The following is a 17,092-nucleotide window of genomic DNA, read 5'->3' on the forward strand; positions in this document are numbered from 1 at the left end:
TATCAGCAAATTCAGGGAGCCTAGTGTAAGGTGCCCGTGCCCAAACTGCAAAAGCTGAAACGCTTGCGCCTGCTGTATAGACTGCGGATACTGCGTCTGAAATCCATAAGTTGAGGAAAATTGATGGAGCGGATCTGGGTCATTATTCCAGCCGGAGGGCGGGGCCAACGTTTTGGTGGAACCCAGGCTAAACAATATGTTTTGCTGCGCGGGCAGCCTGTTCTTGCGCATACCCTGAACATTTTTCTGCACGAAAAGCGGATATCCGGAGTGCAGTTGGTGTTGCCGGGTGAGGATCTGGAAAGCGGAGTCTGGCGGGACTTGTTGAGCGATGATTTGGCGTTGCCTTTGGCCCCTGTAAGAGGCGGGAAGCAACGAGCTGATTCCGTGCGTCGCGGTTTGGAGGCCTTGCGGAAAGCTGGTGCTGCCGATAAGGACTGGGTGCTGGTACATGATGCTGCACGACCCTGTTTGCGCGCCGAAGACCTGGGCAATTTGCTGGATAGTCTGAGAGAATCACCGCAGGGGGCATTGCTGGGAATTCCGGTTGCCGACACCCTCAAGCGCGAAAAAGACGGCCTTTCCCTGGGTACGGTGGATCGGGAAGGGTTATGGCGGGCTTTAACACCTCAGGCTTTCCCCCTGGCAGCATTGCTTGCAGCTCTGCAATCTGCTCAGGGTGCCGCAATGCCCATTACCGATGAAGCTTCGGCGATGGAGCTTCAGGGTTGGCGTCCGCGTCTGATTCAGGGGCATGGGGATAATATCAAGATTACCCTGGGAGATGATCTGGCTTTGGCCGCAGCCATCCTGGCGGCCCGTGACGAGGAGAAATGATGCAGCTGCGTATTGGTCATGGTTTTGATGTGCATGCTCTGGTTCCCGAGCGCCTGTTGATACTCGGAGGGGTCAAGATTCCCTATGAGCGGGGTCTGGCCGGGCACTCCGATGCGGACGTCTTGCTGCATGCCATTTGTGACGCCTTGCTGGGTGCCGCAGCATTGGGAGATATTGGCCGCCATTTTCCCGACACGGATGCACGTTTTGCCGGCGCCGATTCCCGTCTTTTGCTCCGGCATTGTCATGCTTTGATTCAGGAAAAGGGCTTTTCGGTCGGGAATGTGGATGCCACTATTGTTTGTCAGCGACCCAAACTCGCGAGCCATATACCGCAAATGCGCGCGCACATTGCCGAAGATCTGCAGGTTTCTGAGGATGCGGTCAACATCAAGGCGACGACGACTGAGCAGCTGGGTTATGCCGGTCGGGGTGAAGGAATCGCTGCCCACGCCGTGACCTTGATTCAACATGTCTGAATTATTCCCACGCATTTATCCGCATGTGGATGTCCTGCTGGAAGCCGAACTCAAATCGACGGAAGAGGATTTTCAGGTTACGGAAATGCTGCCTTTTACGCCTTCCGGTACGGGGTCGCATTACTGGTTTTTCATTGAAAAGCGCGGACTGAATACCCAGGAAGTAGCCAAACGACTGGCACAACTTGCCAGCATCCCCGTGCGTGATGTGGGTTATGCGGGAATGAAAGATCGGCACGCCATTACCCGACAGAGTTTTTCCGTGCCGGTACAAGCCGGGACAACGCCGGATTGGCTGAGCCTGGAAAGTGAAAATCTCCATTTTCTGGAGATGACCCGCCATGACCGCAAGCTCCGCAGGGGGGTGCTCAAGGGAAATCATTTTCGCCTGGTTTTGCGCCATTGTCAGGGCGAACCAGCTTTGTGGGAGACGCGTTTGCAGCATTTGCAAAAAACGGGCTTTCCCAATTATTTTGGAGCGCAACGCTTTGGCCACCGTAATTTGCAGGAGGTCAGTCGCCTGTTGTCCGGTACAGCGCGCAAAATGGATCGTCATCAACGTGGCCTACTGCTGTCAGCGGCGCGCTCTGCACTTTTTAATCAGGTGCTGGCCGAACGGGTACGCCAAAATAATTGGAATGTTCTCTTGGCGGGAGAAATTGTGCAATTAAATGGTTCGCATAGCATTTTTCTGGCCCAGGCTAATGAGCAGGAGAGCTTGCAGCAGCGTTCTGCAGAGTGGGATGTGCACCCCAGTGGACCCCTGCCGGGCCGGGGAGGGCTCTCTCCTGAAAATCAGGCTGCCCTCGTAGAAAAGCAGGCCCTGGATGCCTTGCCCGAGGAGTCAGAGACTTTGGGTAATATCCGTCATTGGCCACAACAATTAGCCGCGCAGGACGTGGACGCTGCCCGCCGCGCCCTGCGTGCGCGTCCGGATTCGCTGCAATACCACTGGCAGGATGCCAGCACCCTGATTCTGGAGTTTTCGCTACCTGCGGGCGTATTTGCAACCAGTTGTATTGAAGCATTACTGGGCCATGAGCAAGTTCGCGCCGATAGGCTTGACCTTTGTGTTGACTAGATGCTTTAGAATGAGGACACTATACGTGTGGAGCGTGAAAATTCAGTCAATATAAGCAATATAAGGAGGGAGACAAGATGGATACACCTGTAACAATAGGTCGCTTGGCCCGTGAAGCTGGGCTGGCTGCAGAAACATTGCGTTACTACGAGCGTATTGGCTTGATTCAGCCGGTACAGCGCACCCAATCCAATTATCGTCTTTATGATAGTCACGCCGAGTCGCGTCTGCGCTTTATCCGCCGCGCCCAGAATCTGGGTTTTTCCCTGACAGAGGTGAAAGAGTTGCTGGACATCAGTAGCAGCACCGAAAATGACATGGGCGATGTGAAGGCGCTGACCGAACAGAAAATTGCAGAGATTGATTTCAAAATTGCAGATCTGCAGAGAATGCGTAGCGCTCTGGCTATCCAGGCAGAGCGTTGCCCCGGCCATGGTTCAGTAGACAATTGCCCTATTCTGGCCTCCCTGGCCGAGGCGGAAGGTGACATGGCTGTTCGCCGGCGCTGGGATGTGAGTCGGGATCCTTCCGCACCGCGTAGCGTTGCCCAGCGTTGAGTAAAGCATATGGCACTGATTGAATTGTCTGTTCAGGGAATGACCTGCAATCACTGCGTGGCTGCTGTAGAAAAAGCACTTCGGGCAGTACCCGGGGTACAGACTGTTGCAGTACATCTTGACGCTAACAGCGCTACCGTGGAGGGTGACTCCATGGACACTGAGGCATTAGTTCAGGCCATTGAAAGCGAAGGCTATACGGCTCAAGTCCGATAATTACGATGTTGGTGGCGGCGCCAGCCGAGCAATACCTGCAAGGCCCCGCCCCCGCCTTCTCCGGGACGGGCCTGAGTAAAAGCCAGGACCTCCTGGTGCTTCATCAGCCAACCACCTACCAGTCTTTTCAGTACTGGTATGCGTCCCGGGGAACCCAACCCTTTACCATGCACAATGCACACGCAATTCCAGCGCCACTGCTGGGCTTCGTGCAAAAAGGCCGCCAGTTCGAGTCGGGCTTCTTCAACCGTGCAACCATGTAAATCCAGCCTGGACTGGATCCGGAAACGCCCTTTGCGTAAATCCCTGAGGAGAGCAGGAGATTGCCCCTGCTGCAAATAGAGCCATTCATCTCCTGCTTCCAGGATTTCGTCGCTATTCAATGTGCGACTGAGCGCCGTCCGCACGGCTAGTTCGTCTTTTTGCCGTTGCAAGGGCAAAGGTGCCGGGGGGCTGGGTCGTGCGGGGATGGGCGGCGCCGGAAAGCGTTTTACATCTGCCATGGCTTCTTCAAAGCAAGCCTTTTCAGCAGGATGGACGGCGAGCGATACCGGTGTTGTCTTGGGTGGTCGCCGCCGTCTCATGCTTCAATCCTCCTGTTGCTCCAGCCAGCGTTCTGCATCCAGAGCCGCCATACAGCCCGTTCCGGCGCTGGTGACCGCTTGCCGGTACACATAATCCTGGACATCACCGGCGGCAAAAACGCCTTCAATGCTGGTTGCTGTAGCCATCCCGTCACGCCCGCCACGGGTAATCAGGTAACCACCTGCATCCATTTCCAGTTGTCCCTTGAAAATGTCGGTGTTGGGTTTATGGCCAATGGCAATAAATACCCCCATCAAAGCTAGGTCCTGGGTATTACCGTTTTCTATATGCTTGATCCGCAGTCCGGTGACGCCCGACTGATCGCCCAGCACTTCATCTACGGCATGATCCCAGATGATGGTCACGTTTTCCTTGGCCATCAGCTTGTCCTGCAGGATTTTTTCGGCACGAAACTTATTGCGACGATGGACTACTGTGACATGCTTGGCAATATTGCTCAAATAAAGCGCTTCTTCGACGGCCGTATTTCCACCGCCGATGACTGCGACATCCTGTTTACGATAGAAAAAGCCGTCGCAGGTGGCGCAAGCTGAAACGCCTTTGCCGCGAAATTTTTCTTCGCTGGGCAGACCCAGATATTTGGCAGAGGCCCCAGTCGCCAGAATCAGGGCATCACAGGTGTAATTGTGTTGATCCCCACTGAGTTGGAAGGGTCGCTGGCTCAGGTCGGCCTTATGAATATGATCAAACACCATTTCCGTATCAAAGCGCCGTGCCTGTTTTTCCAGTTCCTGCATCAGTTCCGGACCCATGATGCCCTCTGCAGCACCAGGCCAGTTGTCTACATCGGTCGTTGTCATTAATTGACCACCAGGCTCCATCCCTTGCACCAGCAGGGGTTGGAGATTGGCCCGCGCTGCGTAAATGGCAGCCGTGTAGCCACCGGGGCCTGAACCCAGAATCATTAATCGGGCGTGTTTGCTATCAATGATGCTTTTGGAGTCGCTCATCGGGTTCCTCATCAGTCAGGGTGTGGATTCAGTTTAACATCAACCGGGAAGGCCTGTAACAAATGCAGGGTGAATTTATCCCGCCACGCTGTTATCGGTTGCGGGCCGTTTTCATCATTTATATTTCTTTCTGATTCACTCTTCGCGATAACTCCTCAGCAGATTCCTTGCGTTCGGAATATCGGTCTGTCAGGTAATCACTTTGACCTCGCGTCAGTAAGGTGAATTTCATCAATTCTTCCATCACATCCACCACCCGGTCATAGTAGGCAGAGGGTTTCATGCGTCCTGCCTCATCGAACTCCAGAAAGGCTTTGGGCACCGAGGACTGATTCGGTATGGTGATCATGCGCATCCAGCGCCCTAAAATGCGCATCTGATTAACCGTGTTAAAGGATTGTGAGCCTCCGCAAACCTGCAGCAATGCCAGGGTTTTTCCCTGGCTCGGTCTTACTGCTCCGGAGTTCAGCGGAATCCAGTCGATTTGTGACTTGAATACTCCGGTCATTGCGCCATGCCGTTCGGGTGAACACCAAACCTGCCCTTCCGACCATTCTACCAGCTCCCGCAACTCAATGACTTTGGGGTGGGTTGCGGGCGCATCATCGGGCAGCGGTAAGCCACTGGGATGAAATACCCGCGTGTCCGCCCCAAAATGGCGTAATAGTCGCTCTGCTTCCAGGGTCAGCAGCCGGCTGTAGGATTTTTCCCGATTGGAGCCATAGAGCAGCAATATACGAGGCGGATGTTGAGTGGCCGCAGTACCGGTCAGACGGTTTATATCCGGTTGCTGCAGCAGGCTCTCGGTGATGTTGGGAAGATCATCAGACACAACAGTTCTCCATGATGAACAGCTCGGCAAATGATAAATGCCTACACATTTTGTAAGCAGTGTTGATGAGTGTCGGCTATTTGTCAATACTACAAGTATTATTCGCGGGTTTGTTTTGATGGTTTTTGGTGTCCAGAAATTGCATAGTTGACAGTAAGGTTTGCGCTTGGCAATAATGCAACAAAGTTGCAAATAGAAAGGTTGTAGTTATGGAAAAAGCATCCGCCGCTCCCGAAACCCTGCAAGTGGATGTGGTCAGTCTCTGGGGGCTGATCAGCCAGAGCATCTCCGGTATGGCGCCCACCTGTGATGTGGTGGCCTTCATGACGGCGGGTGCGGCCTTTGCGCTGGTGGCTCTACCCCTGTCCTACCTCTGGGCCTTTGCGCTCATGTTCATCGAAATGAACACTATTTATCACCTCAGCAAGCATCGGGCTTCAGCCGGCGGATACTACGCCTATGTGGCGGCTGGTCTGGGGGCCAGACCAGCCTTGCTGACCGGTTTCATGGTGGTGTTCTACCAGTTGCTCAGTGTTGCTGCTATTCCGGTTTATGTGGGTGGGGTATTTCTGCCGGGGCTGGCAAAAAGTCTGGGTTATCCCTTACCTGCCTGGTTCTGGTTGGTATCTATTGTGTTTTTCATTGGTATTCCGTGGTTACTCAGTATTTCCGGGATTCGCCCCAGTATTCGCGTGGTGGCCATTACCAGTTTTGTGGAAGTAGCGTTTCTGGTAGTGGCGTCCATGCTTATTATTGTCAAAGCGGCACCCGTGCATCCTCTGGCCCCGTTTAGTATTCCGACCGATGGTTTCAAAGGCGTGGCCATGGGTATGATTTTCGCCATCACCAGTTTTATCGGGATAGGCAGCCACACGCCCCTCGGCGAGGAAGTGCGCGGACCCCGAACTCAGCGTGGCAGGCTCATCGGTAAGGCGGCATTACTGTCTTTAACGCTGGTGGGCGCAGCGCTGGTGCTTTCTGCCTACGCCTTGACCGTTGGCTGGGGTCCCGCCGATATGGCGAGTTTTGCTCATGCCGACGCGCCGGGTGTGACCGTATTTCTGCGTTATCTTGGCCCGGTGGGTGGCATGGCGCTGGTCATTCTCGCCATTAATAGTGCCATGGCCGATAGTCTTGCCTTGCTGAACAGCTCTTCCCGGGTATTATTTGCCATTGGTCGCGATGCGCTGATTTCCGAACGCTTTGCCCAGGTCAGCAATACCCAGGCTCCACAACGCAGCATTTCGGTCATTACCGGGCTGACCATTTTTGTTGCGGTGTTGGCCGTCGCCGTATTTGGGGCCAGTAATGGCTTTAATGTTCTGACCACGGCGGTCCTGTTTGGTCTGGTCACCGCACATACTTTCATGAATGTGTCCTTGATGCGTCTGGCCCATGCGGATCACGAAGGAACCAGCACACGTCTGTTCTATCATTTTCTCCTGCCGGTCGTGGCCACCGGTCTGTTCTGGTGGGTGTTATATGAATCCATCGTCCCGCTGGCCTATCCACTGGACTGGTCGCTGGCCGCCTGGCTGGGTTTTGCTCTTTTGGTTCTGGCCTATGTGTTCCGGATTCATGGCCGCATTCATCCCGATCATCGGCACCATCTGGGTACTGTTCGCGACCCGCAATGAGTTCTCCGAATGCTTCATTATGAAGCGCTAACAGCGGCATTTGTAAGTGTTTCTTATGCTCCTGAAGCTTGACACTGGCGTATGCCTCGTTTAGCTTGCGATCATGAGTTCTGCTGCCCGTAATGCCTCCCGAACCACCCGACCGACCCCGGCCGGGCCATCCAAAGCCATGCCCGGAAAATCCTGGCGCCGTGAAGCCCTGTTACTGGTCATGCTGGCCATCGCCCTTTTCATGGCCATGTCCCTGCTGAGTTTTTCTCCTGCAGATCCCAGCTGGTTCAACAGTGGTAAAGGCGAGGCTGTACAAAATTGGGGAGGAGAGGCCGGATCTTATCTGGCAGAGTTTCTGGTGCAGTTTTTGGGGATGTCGGCCTGGTTGCTCCCTCTGGCGTTGATCGGGTGGGTCGCGCAACTCTGGAATCACTGGTTTCGCCAACGACCCGGCCGACGTCTTGCCCCGGTGGGGGGGCTGGCCATTTTTTTGGGCTTGATGACATTTTTGGCGATAGTTTGGCCACCTGCCTGGTGGTCGGTCACAGGAACCCTTGCCGGTGGTATCGTGGGCCAGGAAATTGCTCAGTTCTTTGAGCCTCTCATTGGTTCCGGTGGAAGTGCATTGCTGTTTTTTGCAGTATTTGTCTTCGGCCTGTTTTTACTGACGGGCCTTGGGCCACGGGAAATGCTGGCAAAATTCCAGCAGGAATCGAACCGGCTGAGTGGCCTGAACTTGTTCGCGCGTTTGCCGCTACCCCGCTTCTCGCGGCGGCAGACAGGCCAGTCGCAACCCAAGGTTTCTGCGCCGCTTCCGGCAGCTATTCCGGAAAAAGCAAAACCCGCTGTTGAGAAAGCCCCCGGTTTTTTTGCGGCGAAAAAACCGCGTCCAATGACTGCTTCATCAGCAGCTAAAAATACCCGGCAGATGCCGCTACCGGCACCGGTCGGCCCGCCTCGGGCTGATGGTCTTCCCGATCTAGCGCTTTTGGATCCGGCAGATCCTATGGATCCCACGGGACAACTGGATCCAGAAACACTCGCCCAGCAGTCACGCATGCTGGAAGAGAAAATGGCGGATTTTGGTGTCCAGGCCTCGGTAGTCGCTGCCAATCCCGGCCCAGTAATTACCCGCTTTGAAATTGAGCCCGCTCCCGGTGTCAAGGTGAGTCAGGTGGCTGGGCTCAGCAAGGATCTCTCGCGGGTGTTGGCAGCCCGGGTACGCGTAGTGGAAGCGATTCCGGGTAAGGCGACCATGGGCATTGAGGTGCCCAACCCTAAGCGACGCACAGTAAGACTTTCTGAAATTCTCTCCAGCTCCGGTTTTAGCCACAGTAAAAGTTTTCTGACTTTGGCTTTGGGCCAGGATATTGGTGGCCAGCCTGTTTCGGCTGACCTCGCCAAAATGCCGCATCTTTTGGTAGCAGGCACTACGGGCGCGGGGAAATCGGTGGGTGTCAACGCCATGATTCTCAGCATCCTCTTCAAAGCGACTGCTGAAGAGGTACGCCTTATCATGGTTGATCCCAAAATGCTGGAATTGTCCATTTACGAGGGTATTCCCCATCTGTTGGCGCCGGTGGTCACCGATATGAAAGAGGCGGCCAATGCGCTGCGCTGGTGTGTGGCCGAAATGGAAAGACGTTACAAGCTGATGGCTTTTGTCGGGGTGCGCAATCTGGCCGGATATAATCAAAAAGTCCAGGAGGCCCTGAGTGCAGGACATCCTCTGCCGGGTCCCGATAAGGATCTGGATGGCGAACCTGTCAGCTTGAGCAAGTTGCCGGCTATTGTAGTGATTATCGATGAATTTGCAGATTTGATGATGGTAGTCGGCAAGCAGGTGGAAACGCTGATTACCCGGCTCGCCCAAAAAGCCAGAGCGGCAGGATTGCATCTGATTATGGCTACCCAGCGTCCTTCTGTAGATGTAATCACCGGCCTGATCAAGGCCAATGTCCCAACCCGTATTGCCTTTCAGGTTTCTTCCCGCATTGACTCACGCACCATTCTCGATCAGATGGGTGCAGAAACCCTGCTGGGCCAGGGGGATATGCTGTATCTGCCGCCGGGTTCCGGCTATCCCCAGCGCGTGCACGGCGCCTTTGTGAGTGATGACGAAGTCCATCGCGTAGTGGAATCCTTACGCCAGTTGGGCGCACCCCAATATGATGAGCGCATTTTACAGGGTGGTGAAAGTATAGATGGTGAGGATATCGATGGTGGCGGAGGTGAAGATGCTGATCCCCTTTACGATCAGGCGGTGGCTATTGTCACCACCAGTCGCAAGGCCAGCATTTCTTACGTGCAGCGCCAACTGAAGGTAGGCTATAATCGCGCCGCACGCATGATCGAAGAAATGGAAAGAGTGGGTGTTGTTGGCCCTTTGCAAAGTAACGGGAGCAGAGAAATTTATGCAGCAGCACCACCCAGTCGTGATTGAATTAAAGCGGCGTAGTGTTTCACGCTATTTGCAAATACTGGGCGCGGCCTGCTTGCTGAGCTGGAGTGCCTGGGCGAATGCCGCCTCCGGTCTGGATATGTTGCATCATTTTTTTCAGAGTACGCACACCATTACCGCGCAATTCAGCCAGGAAGTGGCTAACCATAATGGTCAGATTGTCAAAAAAGCCGGCGGTACCTTGTGGATTTTCCGGCCCGGTAAATTTCGCTGGGATTATAGTGGCCCCAATGGACAGACCATAGTTTCCAACGGGCTGAAGGTCTGGTTGTATGAGCCCGCCCTGCAACAGGTAACCGTTCAACCTTTGGGCAAGGCGCTGGGATCCACTCCCGCTGCATTAATTGCCGGAAATGATGACTTGAGTCAGCGTTTCAACATCAGCGATCTGGGTGTCAAAAATCAGCTTCACTGGTTGTTGCTGCGGCCTAAAAATGGTCAGGACCAGGGTTTTACTGCGTTGCGCCTGGGCTTTGATACTGCAGGAATCCTGAAGGAAATGCGTATGGAAGATGCCTTCCAGCAGGAGACTGTCCTGCATTTCACGCATGTAGAAATTAATCATGCCATTCCCAGCCATGAGTTCCAGTTTACGACTCCGGCCGGAGTAGATGTTCTTTCGCAATAAACTTTTCTGGAGTCGTTCATGCGTAATGCCAAAATTGCTTTGACCCTGCTTGCCTTGGGAGTTTTCGTCAGCGTGCAGGCCCAGGCATCAGGATTTGCGGTGCCCACATCGGTGGTGGGACTTTCCGAAGCGGGAGCCACGGTAGCCGATGCCGGCCCCGTCAGCAGTTTTGCGGTTAATCCAGCAGATATGGTGTTTTTCCCGGGGACGCGCGCCAGCCTGGACGTGGTAGCATCAGAACCCAGCTATAAAAGAAATGGTGAGGGTGCCAGCAATAATCTCCTGATTATGCCCAATTTGTTTGTAACCCACCGTTTCAACGACCTGCCTTTGGCGCTTGGCTTGGGCATTACATCTCCTTACGGCATCAATTCAACCTGGCCTGCAGGGACTTTTGGAACGTCACAGACCACCCCCGATAAAAATGATCTGCGCATCATCGACATCAATCCCGGTGTGGCCTATATGATCCTGCCCAATTTAAGCATTGGTGCGGGGGTGGATTATTATCAAAGTCTGAGCGCCAATTTCCCTGAAAAGTCAGGTAATGGCGGTGGTGTGGGTGGCAATGTTGGCTTATTTTACACTACCGAAACTTTTAATGCCGGTTTGAGTTATCGCTCAACGGCCAATTTGGAAGGAGACATCAGTCTGCCCAGCCGCCTTCAGGCCGGTGTACGTTACCGCTTTACGCCGGCTTTTGCTACGGAACTGGATGTAGACTGGAATGACTGGAGTAATACCCGCCTGCCGGGTTACGGCAATTTGGGCTGGAAATCGGCGCTTGCCTATCGTTTGGGTTTAAGCTACCACTTCAGTCAGTACCTGGCTCTGCGTGGTGGTCTCGCCCATGAAGACAGCCCCACTGATGGCAGCAGTATTCAGGCCGCCGCACCAGCACCCAGCAGTAATTTGCTGTCCTTCGGATTAGGTATTGGACTGGGACATTGGCAGTACGATCTCGGCGCTTCCTATGCGCTTTCCGGTAATACGACTTCCTATGCCGGTCCCTATGCGGGCACTTACAAAGCCAGTACCTTTAATTTTGGTGCGGCCATTTCCCGGAATTTTTGAGTCAGGGCAGCAACGGAGCTTCCTGCTTGAGTACCACGCATGATCTCCGGCCTCTGGCGGCGCGACTGCGACCCCGGAGCCTGGAAGATTATGTCGGTCAAAAGCATCTTTTAGGCGATAACGGTCCACTGCGTGCCATGTTGCGCTCCCGGCACCTCCATTCCATGATCTTATGGGGGCCTCCGGGCACGGGTAAAACCACCCTTGCCCAGTTGTTGGCGCGCTCAGCCGGGTGTCAGTTTCAAATTCTTTCGGCGGTTAACAGTGGCGTCAGGGAAATCCGCGCCGCCATCAGCAGCGCCGAGCAGACCCGGGCTCAGGGGCAAGATACCGTTCTTTTTATTGATGAGATTCATCGCTTTAACAAAGCTCAGCAAGATGCCCTGCTTCCCTATGTGGAAGAAGGCGTTATCATCCTGATTGGGGCCACGACTGAAAATCCCAGTTTCGCTCTCGTCAACGCGCTGCTTTCCAGAGCACGGGTTTATGTACTCAAGGCTCTGGATGTCACCGATCTGGCGCACATTCTGGAGCGGGCGCTGAGTGATGAAATCCAGGGCCTTGGCGCCATCTCCATTGATTTTCCCCCGGAGTTGCGACAGGGCCTGCTACAGGCTGCAGATGGGGACGCCCGCCGGCTTCTCAATTTGCTGGATCTGGCCGTACAACTTGCCGAGCGGCATGAGGATGCCGTCAAGATCACGGCCCAGGTGCTGATTGCCTCAACCGGGCAAAGCTGGCGCCGTTTTGACAAGGGTGGCGAAGCCTTTTACGACGAAATCTCGGCTTTTCATAAATCCCTGCGGGGTTCTGATCCTGACGCTGCCCTGTACTGGCTGGCAAGAATGCTGGATGGTGGTGCCGATCCTCTCTATCTGGCCCGGCGCTTGGTCAGGATGGCCTCAGAAGATGTGGGTCTCGCCGATCCCCGGGCGCTGGAAATGGCTTTGGCAGCCAGGGACGCCTATCAGTTTCTGGGTAGTCCCGAGGGTGAACTGGCCCTGGCCCAGGTGACGGTTTACCTGGCCAGCAGTCCCAAAAGTAATCGGGTTTATACGGCATGGAACAAGGCTCAGGCCCTGGTGAAAGCGGGAACCAGCCAGGAGGTCCCCCTGCATCTGCGCAATGCCCCGACCAAATTACTCAAAACACTGGATTACGGCAAAGAATATCAATACGATCACGATTATCCGGATGCTATTGCCCCCAATCAGGAATATTTTCCGGCAAGGCTGATCGGAACCCGTTTTTATGATCCCAGCGAACGTGGCCTGGAAACGCGTATTCAGGAGCGCCTGCGCTGGATTCGCGCCTATCGTTCAACTACTCAAGAGAAAACCCCGAATGCTTGACCCTAATTTGCTGCGCAATGAACCGGAAGCTGTTGCTGCTGGATTGGCCCGTCGTCATTTCAAGCTCGATGTGTCTGCCTTGACCGCCCTGGATCAACAGCGAAAATCGTTGCAAATTCAGATGGAAGAACAGCGCAACGCGCGTAATGAGGCCTCTCGTGAAATTGCCCAGGCGCGCCGGCAAGGCTTGGATACCACGGCGATGCAAAATGCGGCAGGGCAGTATGGAGAAACCATCAAGGCCCTGGAGCAGTCTCTGGAAATCGTCCTGCAGCAATGGGAGGCGCTGGTCAGCAGCTTGCCCAATATTCCCCAGTCTTCCGTCCCTGATGGACGTGATGAAGCCGATAACGTACCGCTAAGGCATTGGGGAACGCCTCGCGAATTTTCATTTACCCCCAAAGATCATGTGGACCTGGGTGAGGCATTGGGTATTCTCGATTTTGCAGCAGGGGTGCGCCTGGCCGGCGCCCGCTTTGTCGTGTTACGTGGCCTGGGCGCCCGACTGGAAAGGGCTTTGACCCAGTTTATGCTGGACCTGCACGTCACTGCCCATGCCTACACGGAAATTGCTCCGCCTTTTTTGGCGAATTCCGAATCTCTGTTCGGCACCGGACAATTACCCAAGTTTGAAGAAGATCTTTTTGCCCTGCGCGATGATCCTTATTACCTGATACCGACTGCCGAGGTACCCCTGACCAACCTGTTGCGCGGTGAAATCGTCAGTACGCTTCCCCAGAAATTTTGTGCTTACACCCCCTGTTTCCGGCGTGAAGCCGGCGCTTATGGCCGCGATACCCGGGGCATGATTCGCCAGCATCAATTTGACAAGGTAGAGCTGGTGCAGGTTGTCCGCCCCCAAGATTCTGCTACCGCTCTGGAAGAACTCACCGGGCATGCCGAAAAAATATTGCAATTACTGGAACTGCCTTACCGGGTAATGGCTCTGTGTGCGGGAGATATGGGTTTTAGTGCGGCCCGGACTTATGACCTCGAAGTGTGGTTGCCGGGTCAAAGTCAATATCGGGAAATCAGCTCCTGCAGCAATTTTGAAAGCTTTCAGGCCCGTCGCCTGCAGCTCCGGTATCGTGGTGAGGATGGTAAGCCGCAGTTGGTGCACACCCTGAATGGTTCTGGTCTCGCCATTGGCCGGACCCTGGTGGCCTTGCTTGAAAATCATCAACAGGCTGATGGGAGTGTGCATATTCCCGAAGTCCTGCGCCCCTATCTGGGCGGCATGGAAATACTCAGAGCATAAAAATCGATGCGCGACCCCTATGTGCCCGTTAGCTGTGCCTTGCACAGCACTCTGGAGCTGGCAGCCCTGCAACATAAATCGGTAGTCCTGCAAATGCGCGATGGCAGTCAGATGAAGGGACAAATTCTGGATGTCTGGACCGCTGACGGGCGCGAGTGGCTCAAGCTACGGCGTACTCATCAAGAACAAGTTATTGATCTCACCCTCATCGATCATCTTCAGGAATCCTTTCTTCATGAACATTAAGCTCATTCGTTTTATCCTAAAAACGGCAGTTACCGTGGGTGCTTTTTGCTCCGTTGTTCCTCGCCTGTTGTTCTATGGCTCATCATGCTGTCAGGAGAGAACTCGCCCTTCAGGCTCAAACAGCTCTCCTGACGGGCGCAGGATTTCGCCAAGAACAACAACGGCTCAGAACAAAAGTCGCGGCAAAGCACCCACGGCAAATGCCGTTTTTAGGTTTATGCTGTGTGGCGCTTTGCTGCTGGATACAACTTGCGCCTTTTCAGCCGAATTTCCTCTCCCTCCAGCTGGAAGCAATATGGTTGGTCAGCTGCGGGTGGTCCTGGCACGTCATCAGGATACCCTGCTCGACATCGCCCGCCATTACGACGTTGGTTATAACGAAATCCGGGCGGCCAATCCGGGTGTGGATCCCTGGTTGCCCGGTGCTGGCACCCGGGTGCTGGTGCCGACTGAATATGTTCTGCCGCCCAAACCCTGGCAGGGCATTATTATCAATATACCGGCCCGCCGCCTGTTCTATTTTCCGGCAGATCAGAAAGTCGTGTACACCTTTCCGGTAGGTATATTCCGACCCAACTGGCCGGATCCGGTGGGGAGCACAAAAATCATCGCCAAGGTGAAAAACCCGACCTGGACAGTCCCGAAAAATATCCAGGAAGAACATGCCAAAGCGGGAGAACCCATCCCGGCGTTTTTCCCGGCAGGTCCCGATAACCCAATGGGCGAGCTGGCCCTCGAAACCGGCTGGTCACAAATATTCATCCACGGGACCAACAAGCCCTGGGGTGTAGGGATGCGTGTCAGTCATGGTTGTTTTCATGTGTATCCTGAAAACGAAGTGCAGTTATTCAAGATGGTCAAGGTCGGTACCCCGGTCAGAACCATCGACCAGCCCTACGTTGTGGGTAGTAATGGTAACGGAAACCTGTACTTGCAAAGCTTTGAACCGGTTGAAACCTATCATAAGGGCGGAAATAACCAGCAGCGTGCCGTGGATGCCATTACCGCATTCAGTAGCAGTCAGCATCAGGGCCGGACTATCAACTGGCAGCGAGTCATCAATCTGGTGCAGAAACCAAATACCGTTCCTGTAGCCATCAATATTAATACGCCTGACCTGCAGACGGTGGCAGACCAGTTAAGCGCGCAATCCTATGATTTTGCCCCCTATGGCGACAATGCAAATACTGCCACACCACCACCAGCACCGGTAACCATTGGAAATACGCCGAAATCATGAAGGACAAAACATTCAAAAAAAGTGCTTGCACACCCCCAGACCCGCATGTATAGTGCGCTCTCTCGACGGGGCAACGGTCCTGAAAGAGAGCGACAAAGCAACTAGGTATTGACAGTAAATTAACTTACCCAGTATGATTGTCGACCCTGTTGCGGGGTGGAGCAGCTTGGCAGCTCGTCGGGCTCATAACCCGAAGGTCGTAGGTTCAAATCCTACCCCCGCTACCAAGATTCGCAGTATGCAGTTTCGTTCTTTAAAAGCCGAGTGGAGATGTGTGGGGTTTAGGCCCAGGCTGTATTTGGATGCGAATTATCGTACTGAATATGGCAGAAGTTGAAGAAATTGTATGGATTGAACTTAAGAGTTTGATCCTGGCTCAGATTGAACGCTGGCGGCATGCCTAACACATGCAAGTCGAACGGTAACAGGTCTTCGGATGCTGACGAGTGGCGGACGGGTGAGTAATGCGTAGGAATCTGTCTTTGAGTGGGGGACAACCCAGGGAAACTTGGGCTAATACCGCATAAGCCCTGAGGGGGAAAGCGGGGGATCTTCGGACCTCGCGCTGGAAGAGGAGCCTACGTCTGATTAGCTAGTTGGTAGGGTAAAGGCCTACCAAGGCGACGATCGGTAGCTGGTCTGAGAGGACGACCAGCCACACTGGGACTGAGACACGGCCCAGACTCCTACGGGAGGCAGCAGTGGGGAATTTTTCGCAATGGGGGCAACCCTGACGAAGCAATGCCGCGTGAATGAAGAAGGCCTTCGGGTTGTAAAGTTCTTTCGTGGAGGACGAAAAGGTGGGTGCTAATAACGCCTGCTGTTGACGTGAATCCAAGAAGAAGCACCGGCTAACTCCGTGCCAGCAGCCGCGGTAATACGGGGGGTGCAAGCGTTAATCGGAATCACTGGGCGTAAAGGGTGCGTAGGCGGTGCATTAGGTCTGTCGTGAAATCCCCGGGCTCAACCTGGGAATGGCGGTGGAAACCGGTGTACTAGAGTATGGGAGAGGGTGGTGGAATTCCAGGTGTAGCGGTGAAATGCGTAGAGATCTGGAGGAACATCAGTGGCGAAGGCGGCCACCTGGCCCAATACTGACGCTGAGGCACGAAAGCGTGGGGAGCAAACAGGATTAGATACCCTGGTAGTCCACGCCCTAAACGATGAATACTAGATGTTTGGTGCCAAGCGTACTGAGTGTCGTAGCTAACGCGATAAGTATTCCGCCTGGGAAGTACGGCCGCAAGGTTAAAACTCAAAGGAATTGACGGGGGCCCGCACAAGCGGTGGAGCATGTGGTTTAATTCGATGCAACGCGAAGAACCTTACCTGGGCTTGACATGTCTGGAATCCTGCAGAGATGCGGGAGTGCCCTTCGGGGAATCAGAACACAGGTGCTGCATGGCTGTCGTCAGCTCGTGTCGTGAGATGTTGGGTTAAGTCCCGCAACGAGCGCAACCCTTGTCCTTAGTTGCCAGCGGTTCGGCCGGGCACTCTAGGGAGACTGCCGGTGACAAACCGGAGGAAGGTGGGGATGACGTCAAGTCCTCATGGCCTTTATGTCCAGGGCTACACACGTGCTACAATGGCGCGTACAGAGGGAAGCCAAGCCGCGAGGTGGAGCAGACCCCAGAAAGCGCGTCGTAG

The 17,092-nt window shown here is 54.3% G+C and carries 16 protein-coding genes, 1 tRNA gene and 1 rRNA gene (1 of these 18 only partly in view); 15 read left to right on the forward strand and 3 right to left on the reverse strand.

All coding sequences use genetic code 11. From position 1 onward, the window contains the following. Positions 1 to 123 precede the first annotated feature (123 nt). From ispD to BLW97_RS02145, 5 genes are all read left to right on the forward strand, one after another. Positions 124 to 837, forward strand: coding sequence for a 2-C-methyl-D-erythritol 4-phosphate cytidylyltransferase (gene ispD, locus BLW97_RS02125; protein ID WP_031573717.1), 714 nt, complete (start codon positions 124 to 126; stop codon positions 835 to 837). Then, positions 834 to 1,316: a 2-C-methyl-D-erythritol 2,4-cyclodiphosphate synthase gene (gene ispF, locus BLW97_RS02130; protein ID WP_031573719.1), complete on the forward strand. Its 483-nt coding sequence runs from the start codon at positions 834 to 836 to the stop codon at positions 1,314 to 1,316. Before ispD ends, ispF begins: the two co-directional genes overlap by 4 nt. Then, positions 1,309 to 2,397, forward strand: coding sequence for a tRNA pseudouridine(13) synthase TruD (gene truD, locus BLW97_RS02135; RefSeq protein ID WP_010641483.1), 1,089 nt, complete (start codon positions 1,309 to 1,311; stop codon positions 2,395 to 2,397). Before ispF ends, truD begins: the two co-directional genes overlap by 8 nt. A 77-nt stretch (positions 2,398 to 2,474) precedes the next feature. Beyond that, on the forward strand, positions 2,475 to 2,954 hold the full coding sequence (locus BLW97_RS02140; protein ID WP_010641489.1) for a heavy metal-responsive transcriptional regulator: 480 nt from the start codon (positions 2,475 to 2,477) through the stop codon (positions 2,952 to 2,954). A 9-nt stretch (positions 2,955 to 2,963) separates the two neighbouring features. After that, positions 2,964 to 3,170, forward strand: a complete 207-nt coding sequence (locus BLW97_RS02145) for a CopZ family metallochaperone (RefSeq protein WP_010641491.1) — start codon at positions 2,964 to 2,966, stop codon at positions 3,168 to 3,170. Here BLW97_RS02145 and BLW97_RS02150 read toward each other — a convergent pair. The 3 genes from BLW97_RS02150 to arsH all read right to left on the reverse strand — a co-directional run bounded on the left by BLW97_RS02150 (position 3,158) and on the right by arsH (position 5,558). Beyond that, a complete protein-coding gene (locus tag BLW97_RS02150) occupies positions 3,158 to 3,754 on the reverse strand; it encodes a Smr/MutS family protein (RefSeq protein ID WP_031573733.1) in 597 nt (198 codons plus the stop codon). The genes BLW97_RS02145 and BLW97_RS02150 overlap by 13 nt on opposite strands. Positions 3,755 to 3,757: 3 nt before the next feature. Further along, positions 3,758 to 4,726: a thioredoxin-disulfide reductase gene (gene trxB, locus BLW97_RS02155; protein ID WP_031573736.1), complete on the reverse strand. Its 969-nt coding sequence runs from the start codon at positions 4,724 to 4,726 to the stop codon at positions 3,758 to 3,760. A 118-nt stretch (positions 4,727 to 4,844) separates the two neighbouring features. Then, positions 4,845 to 5,558, reverse strand: a complete 714-nt coding sequence (gene arsH / locus BLW97_RS02160; RefSeq protein ID WP_075322157.1) for an arsenical resistance protein ArsH — start codon at positions 5,556 to 5,558, stop codon at positions 4,845 to 4,847. Between the two features lie 209 nt (positions 5,559 to 5,767). Here arsH and BLW97_RS02165 point away from each other — a divergent pair, with 209 nt between their 5' ends. From BLW97_RS02165 to BLW97_RS02210, 10 genes are all read left to right on the forward strand, one after another. Next, positions 5,768 to 7,195 carry an APC family permease gene (locus BLW97_RS02165; protein ID WP_075322158.1) on the forward strand — a complete coding sequence of 476 codons (1,428 nt, stop codon included), beginning with the start codon at positions 5,768 to 5,770 and terminating at the stop codon, positions 7,193 to 7,195. Positions 7,196 to 7,298: 103 nt separating this feature from the next. After that, positions 7,299 to 9,629, forward strand: a complete 2,331-nt coding sequence (locus BLW97_RS02170; protein ID WP_075322159.1) for a DNA translocase FtsK — start codon at positions 7,299 to 7,301, stop codon at positions 9,627 to 9,629. Then, complete coding sequence (gene lolA, locus BLW97_RS02175; RefSeq protein WP_075322160.1) at positions 9,601 to 10,275, forward strand: outer membrane lipoprotein periplasmic chaperone LolA; 675 nt, start codon at positions 9,601 to 9,603, stop codon at positions 10,273 to 10,275. Before BLW97_RS02170 ends, lolA begins: the two co-directional genes overlap by 29 nt. A gap of 18 nt (positions 10,276 to 10,293) precedes the next feature. Further along, the gene (locus BLW97_RS02180) at positions 10,294 to 11,349 is read left to right on the forward strand and encodes an OmpP1/FadL family transporter (protein ID WP_075322161.1); all 1,056 of its coding nucleotides are present in this window, start codon (positions 10,294 to 10,296) and stop codon (positions 11,347 to 11,349) included. 26 nt (positions 11,350 to 11,375) lie between these two features. After that, positions 11,376 to 12,701 carry a replication-associated recombination protein A gene (locus BLW97_RS02185; protein WP_075322162.1) on the forward strand — a complete coding sequence of 442 codons (1,326 nt, stop codon included), beginning with the start codon at positions 11,376 to 11,378 and terminating at the stop codon, positions 12,699 to 12,701. Next, positions 12,694 to 13,959: a serine--tRNA ligase gene (serS, locus tag BLW97_RS02190; protein ID WP_075322163.1), complete on the forward strand. Its 1,266-nt coding sequence runs from the start codon at positions 12,694 to 12,696 to the stop codon at positions 13,957 to 13,959. Before BLW97_RS02185 ends, serS begins: the two co-directional genes overlap by 8 nt. 6 nt (positions 13,960 to 13,965) lie before the next feature. Continuing rightward, complete coding sequence (locus BLW97_RS02195) at positions 13,966 to 14,205, forward strand: Rho-binding antiterminator (RefSeq protein ID WP_075322164.1); 240 nt, start codon at positions 13,966 to 13,968, stop codon at positions 14,203 to 14,205. Between the two features lie 295 nt (positions 14,206 to 14,500). After that, the gene (locus tag BLW97_RS02200; protein WP_242947655.1) at positions 14,501 to 15,445 is read left to right on the forward strand and encodes a L,D-transpeptidase family protein; all 945 of its coding nucleotides are present in this window, start codon (positions 14,501 to 14,503) and stop codon (positions 15,443 to 15,445) included. Between the two features lie 150 nt (positions 15,446 to 15,595). Continuing rightward, positions 15,596 to 15,672, forward strand: a tRNA-Met gene (locus BLW97_RS02205). Between the two features lie 126 nt (positions 15,673 to 15,798). After that, positions 15,799 to 17,092 (forward strand): 16S ribosomal RNA (locus tag BLW97_RS02210); it runs 242 nt beyond the window's last position.

Source organism: Acidithiobacillus albertensis (genome assembly GCF_001931655.1).
Classification (GTDB): Bacteria; Pseudomonadota; Gammaproteobacteria; order Acidithiobacillales; family Acidithiobacillaceae; genus Acidithiobacillus; species Acidithiobacillus thiooxidans.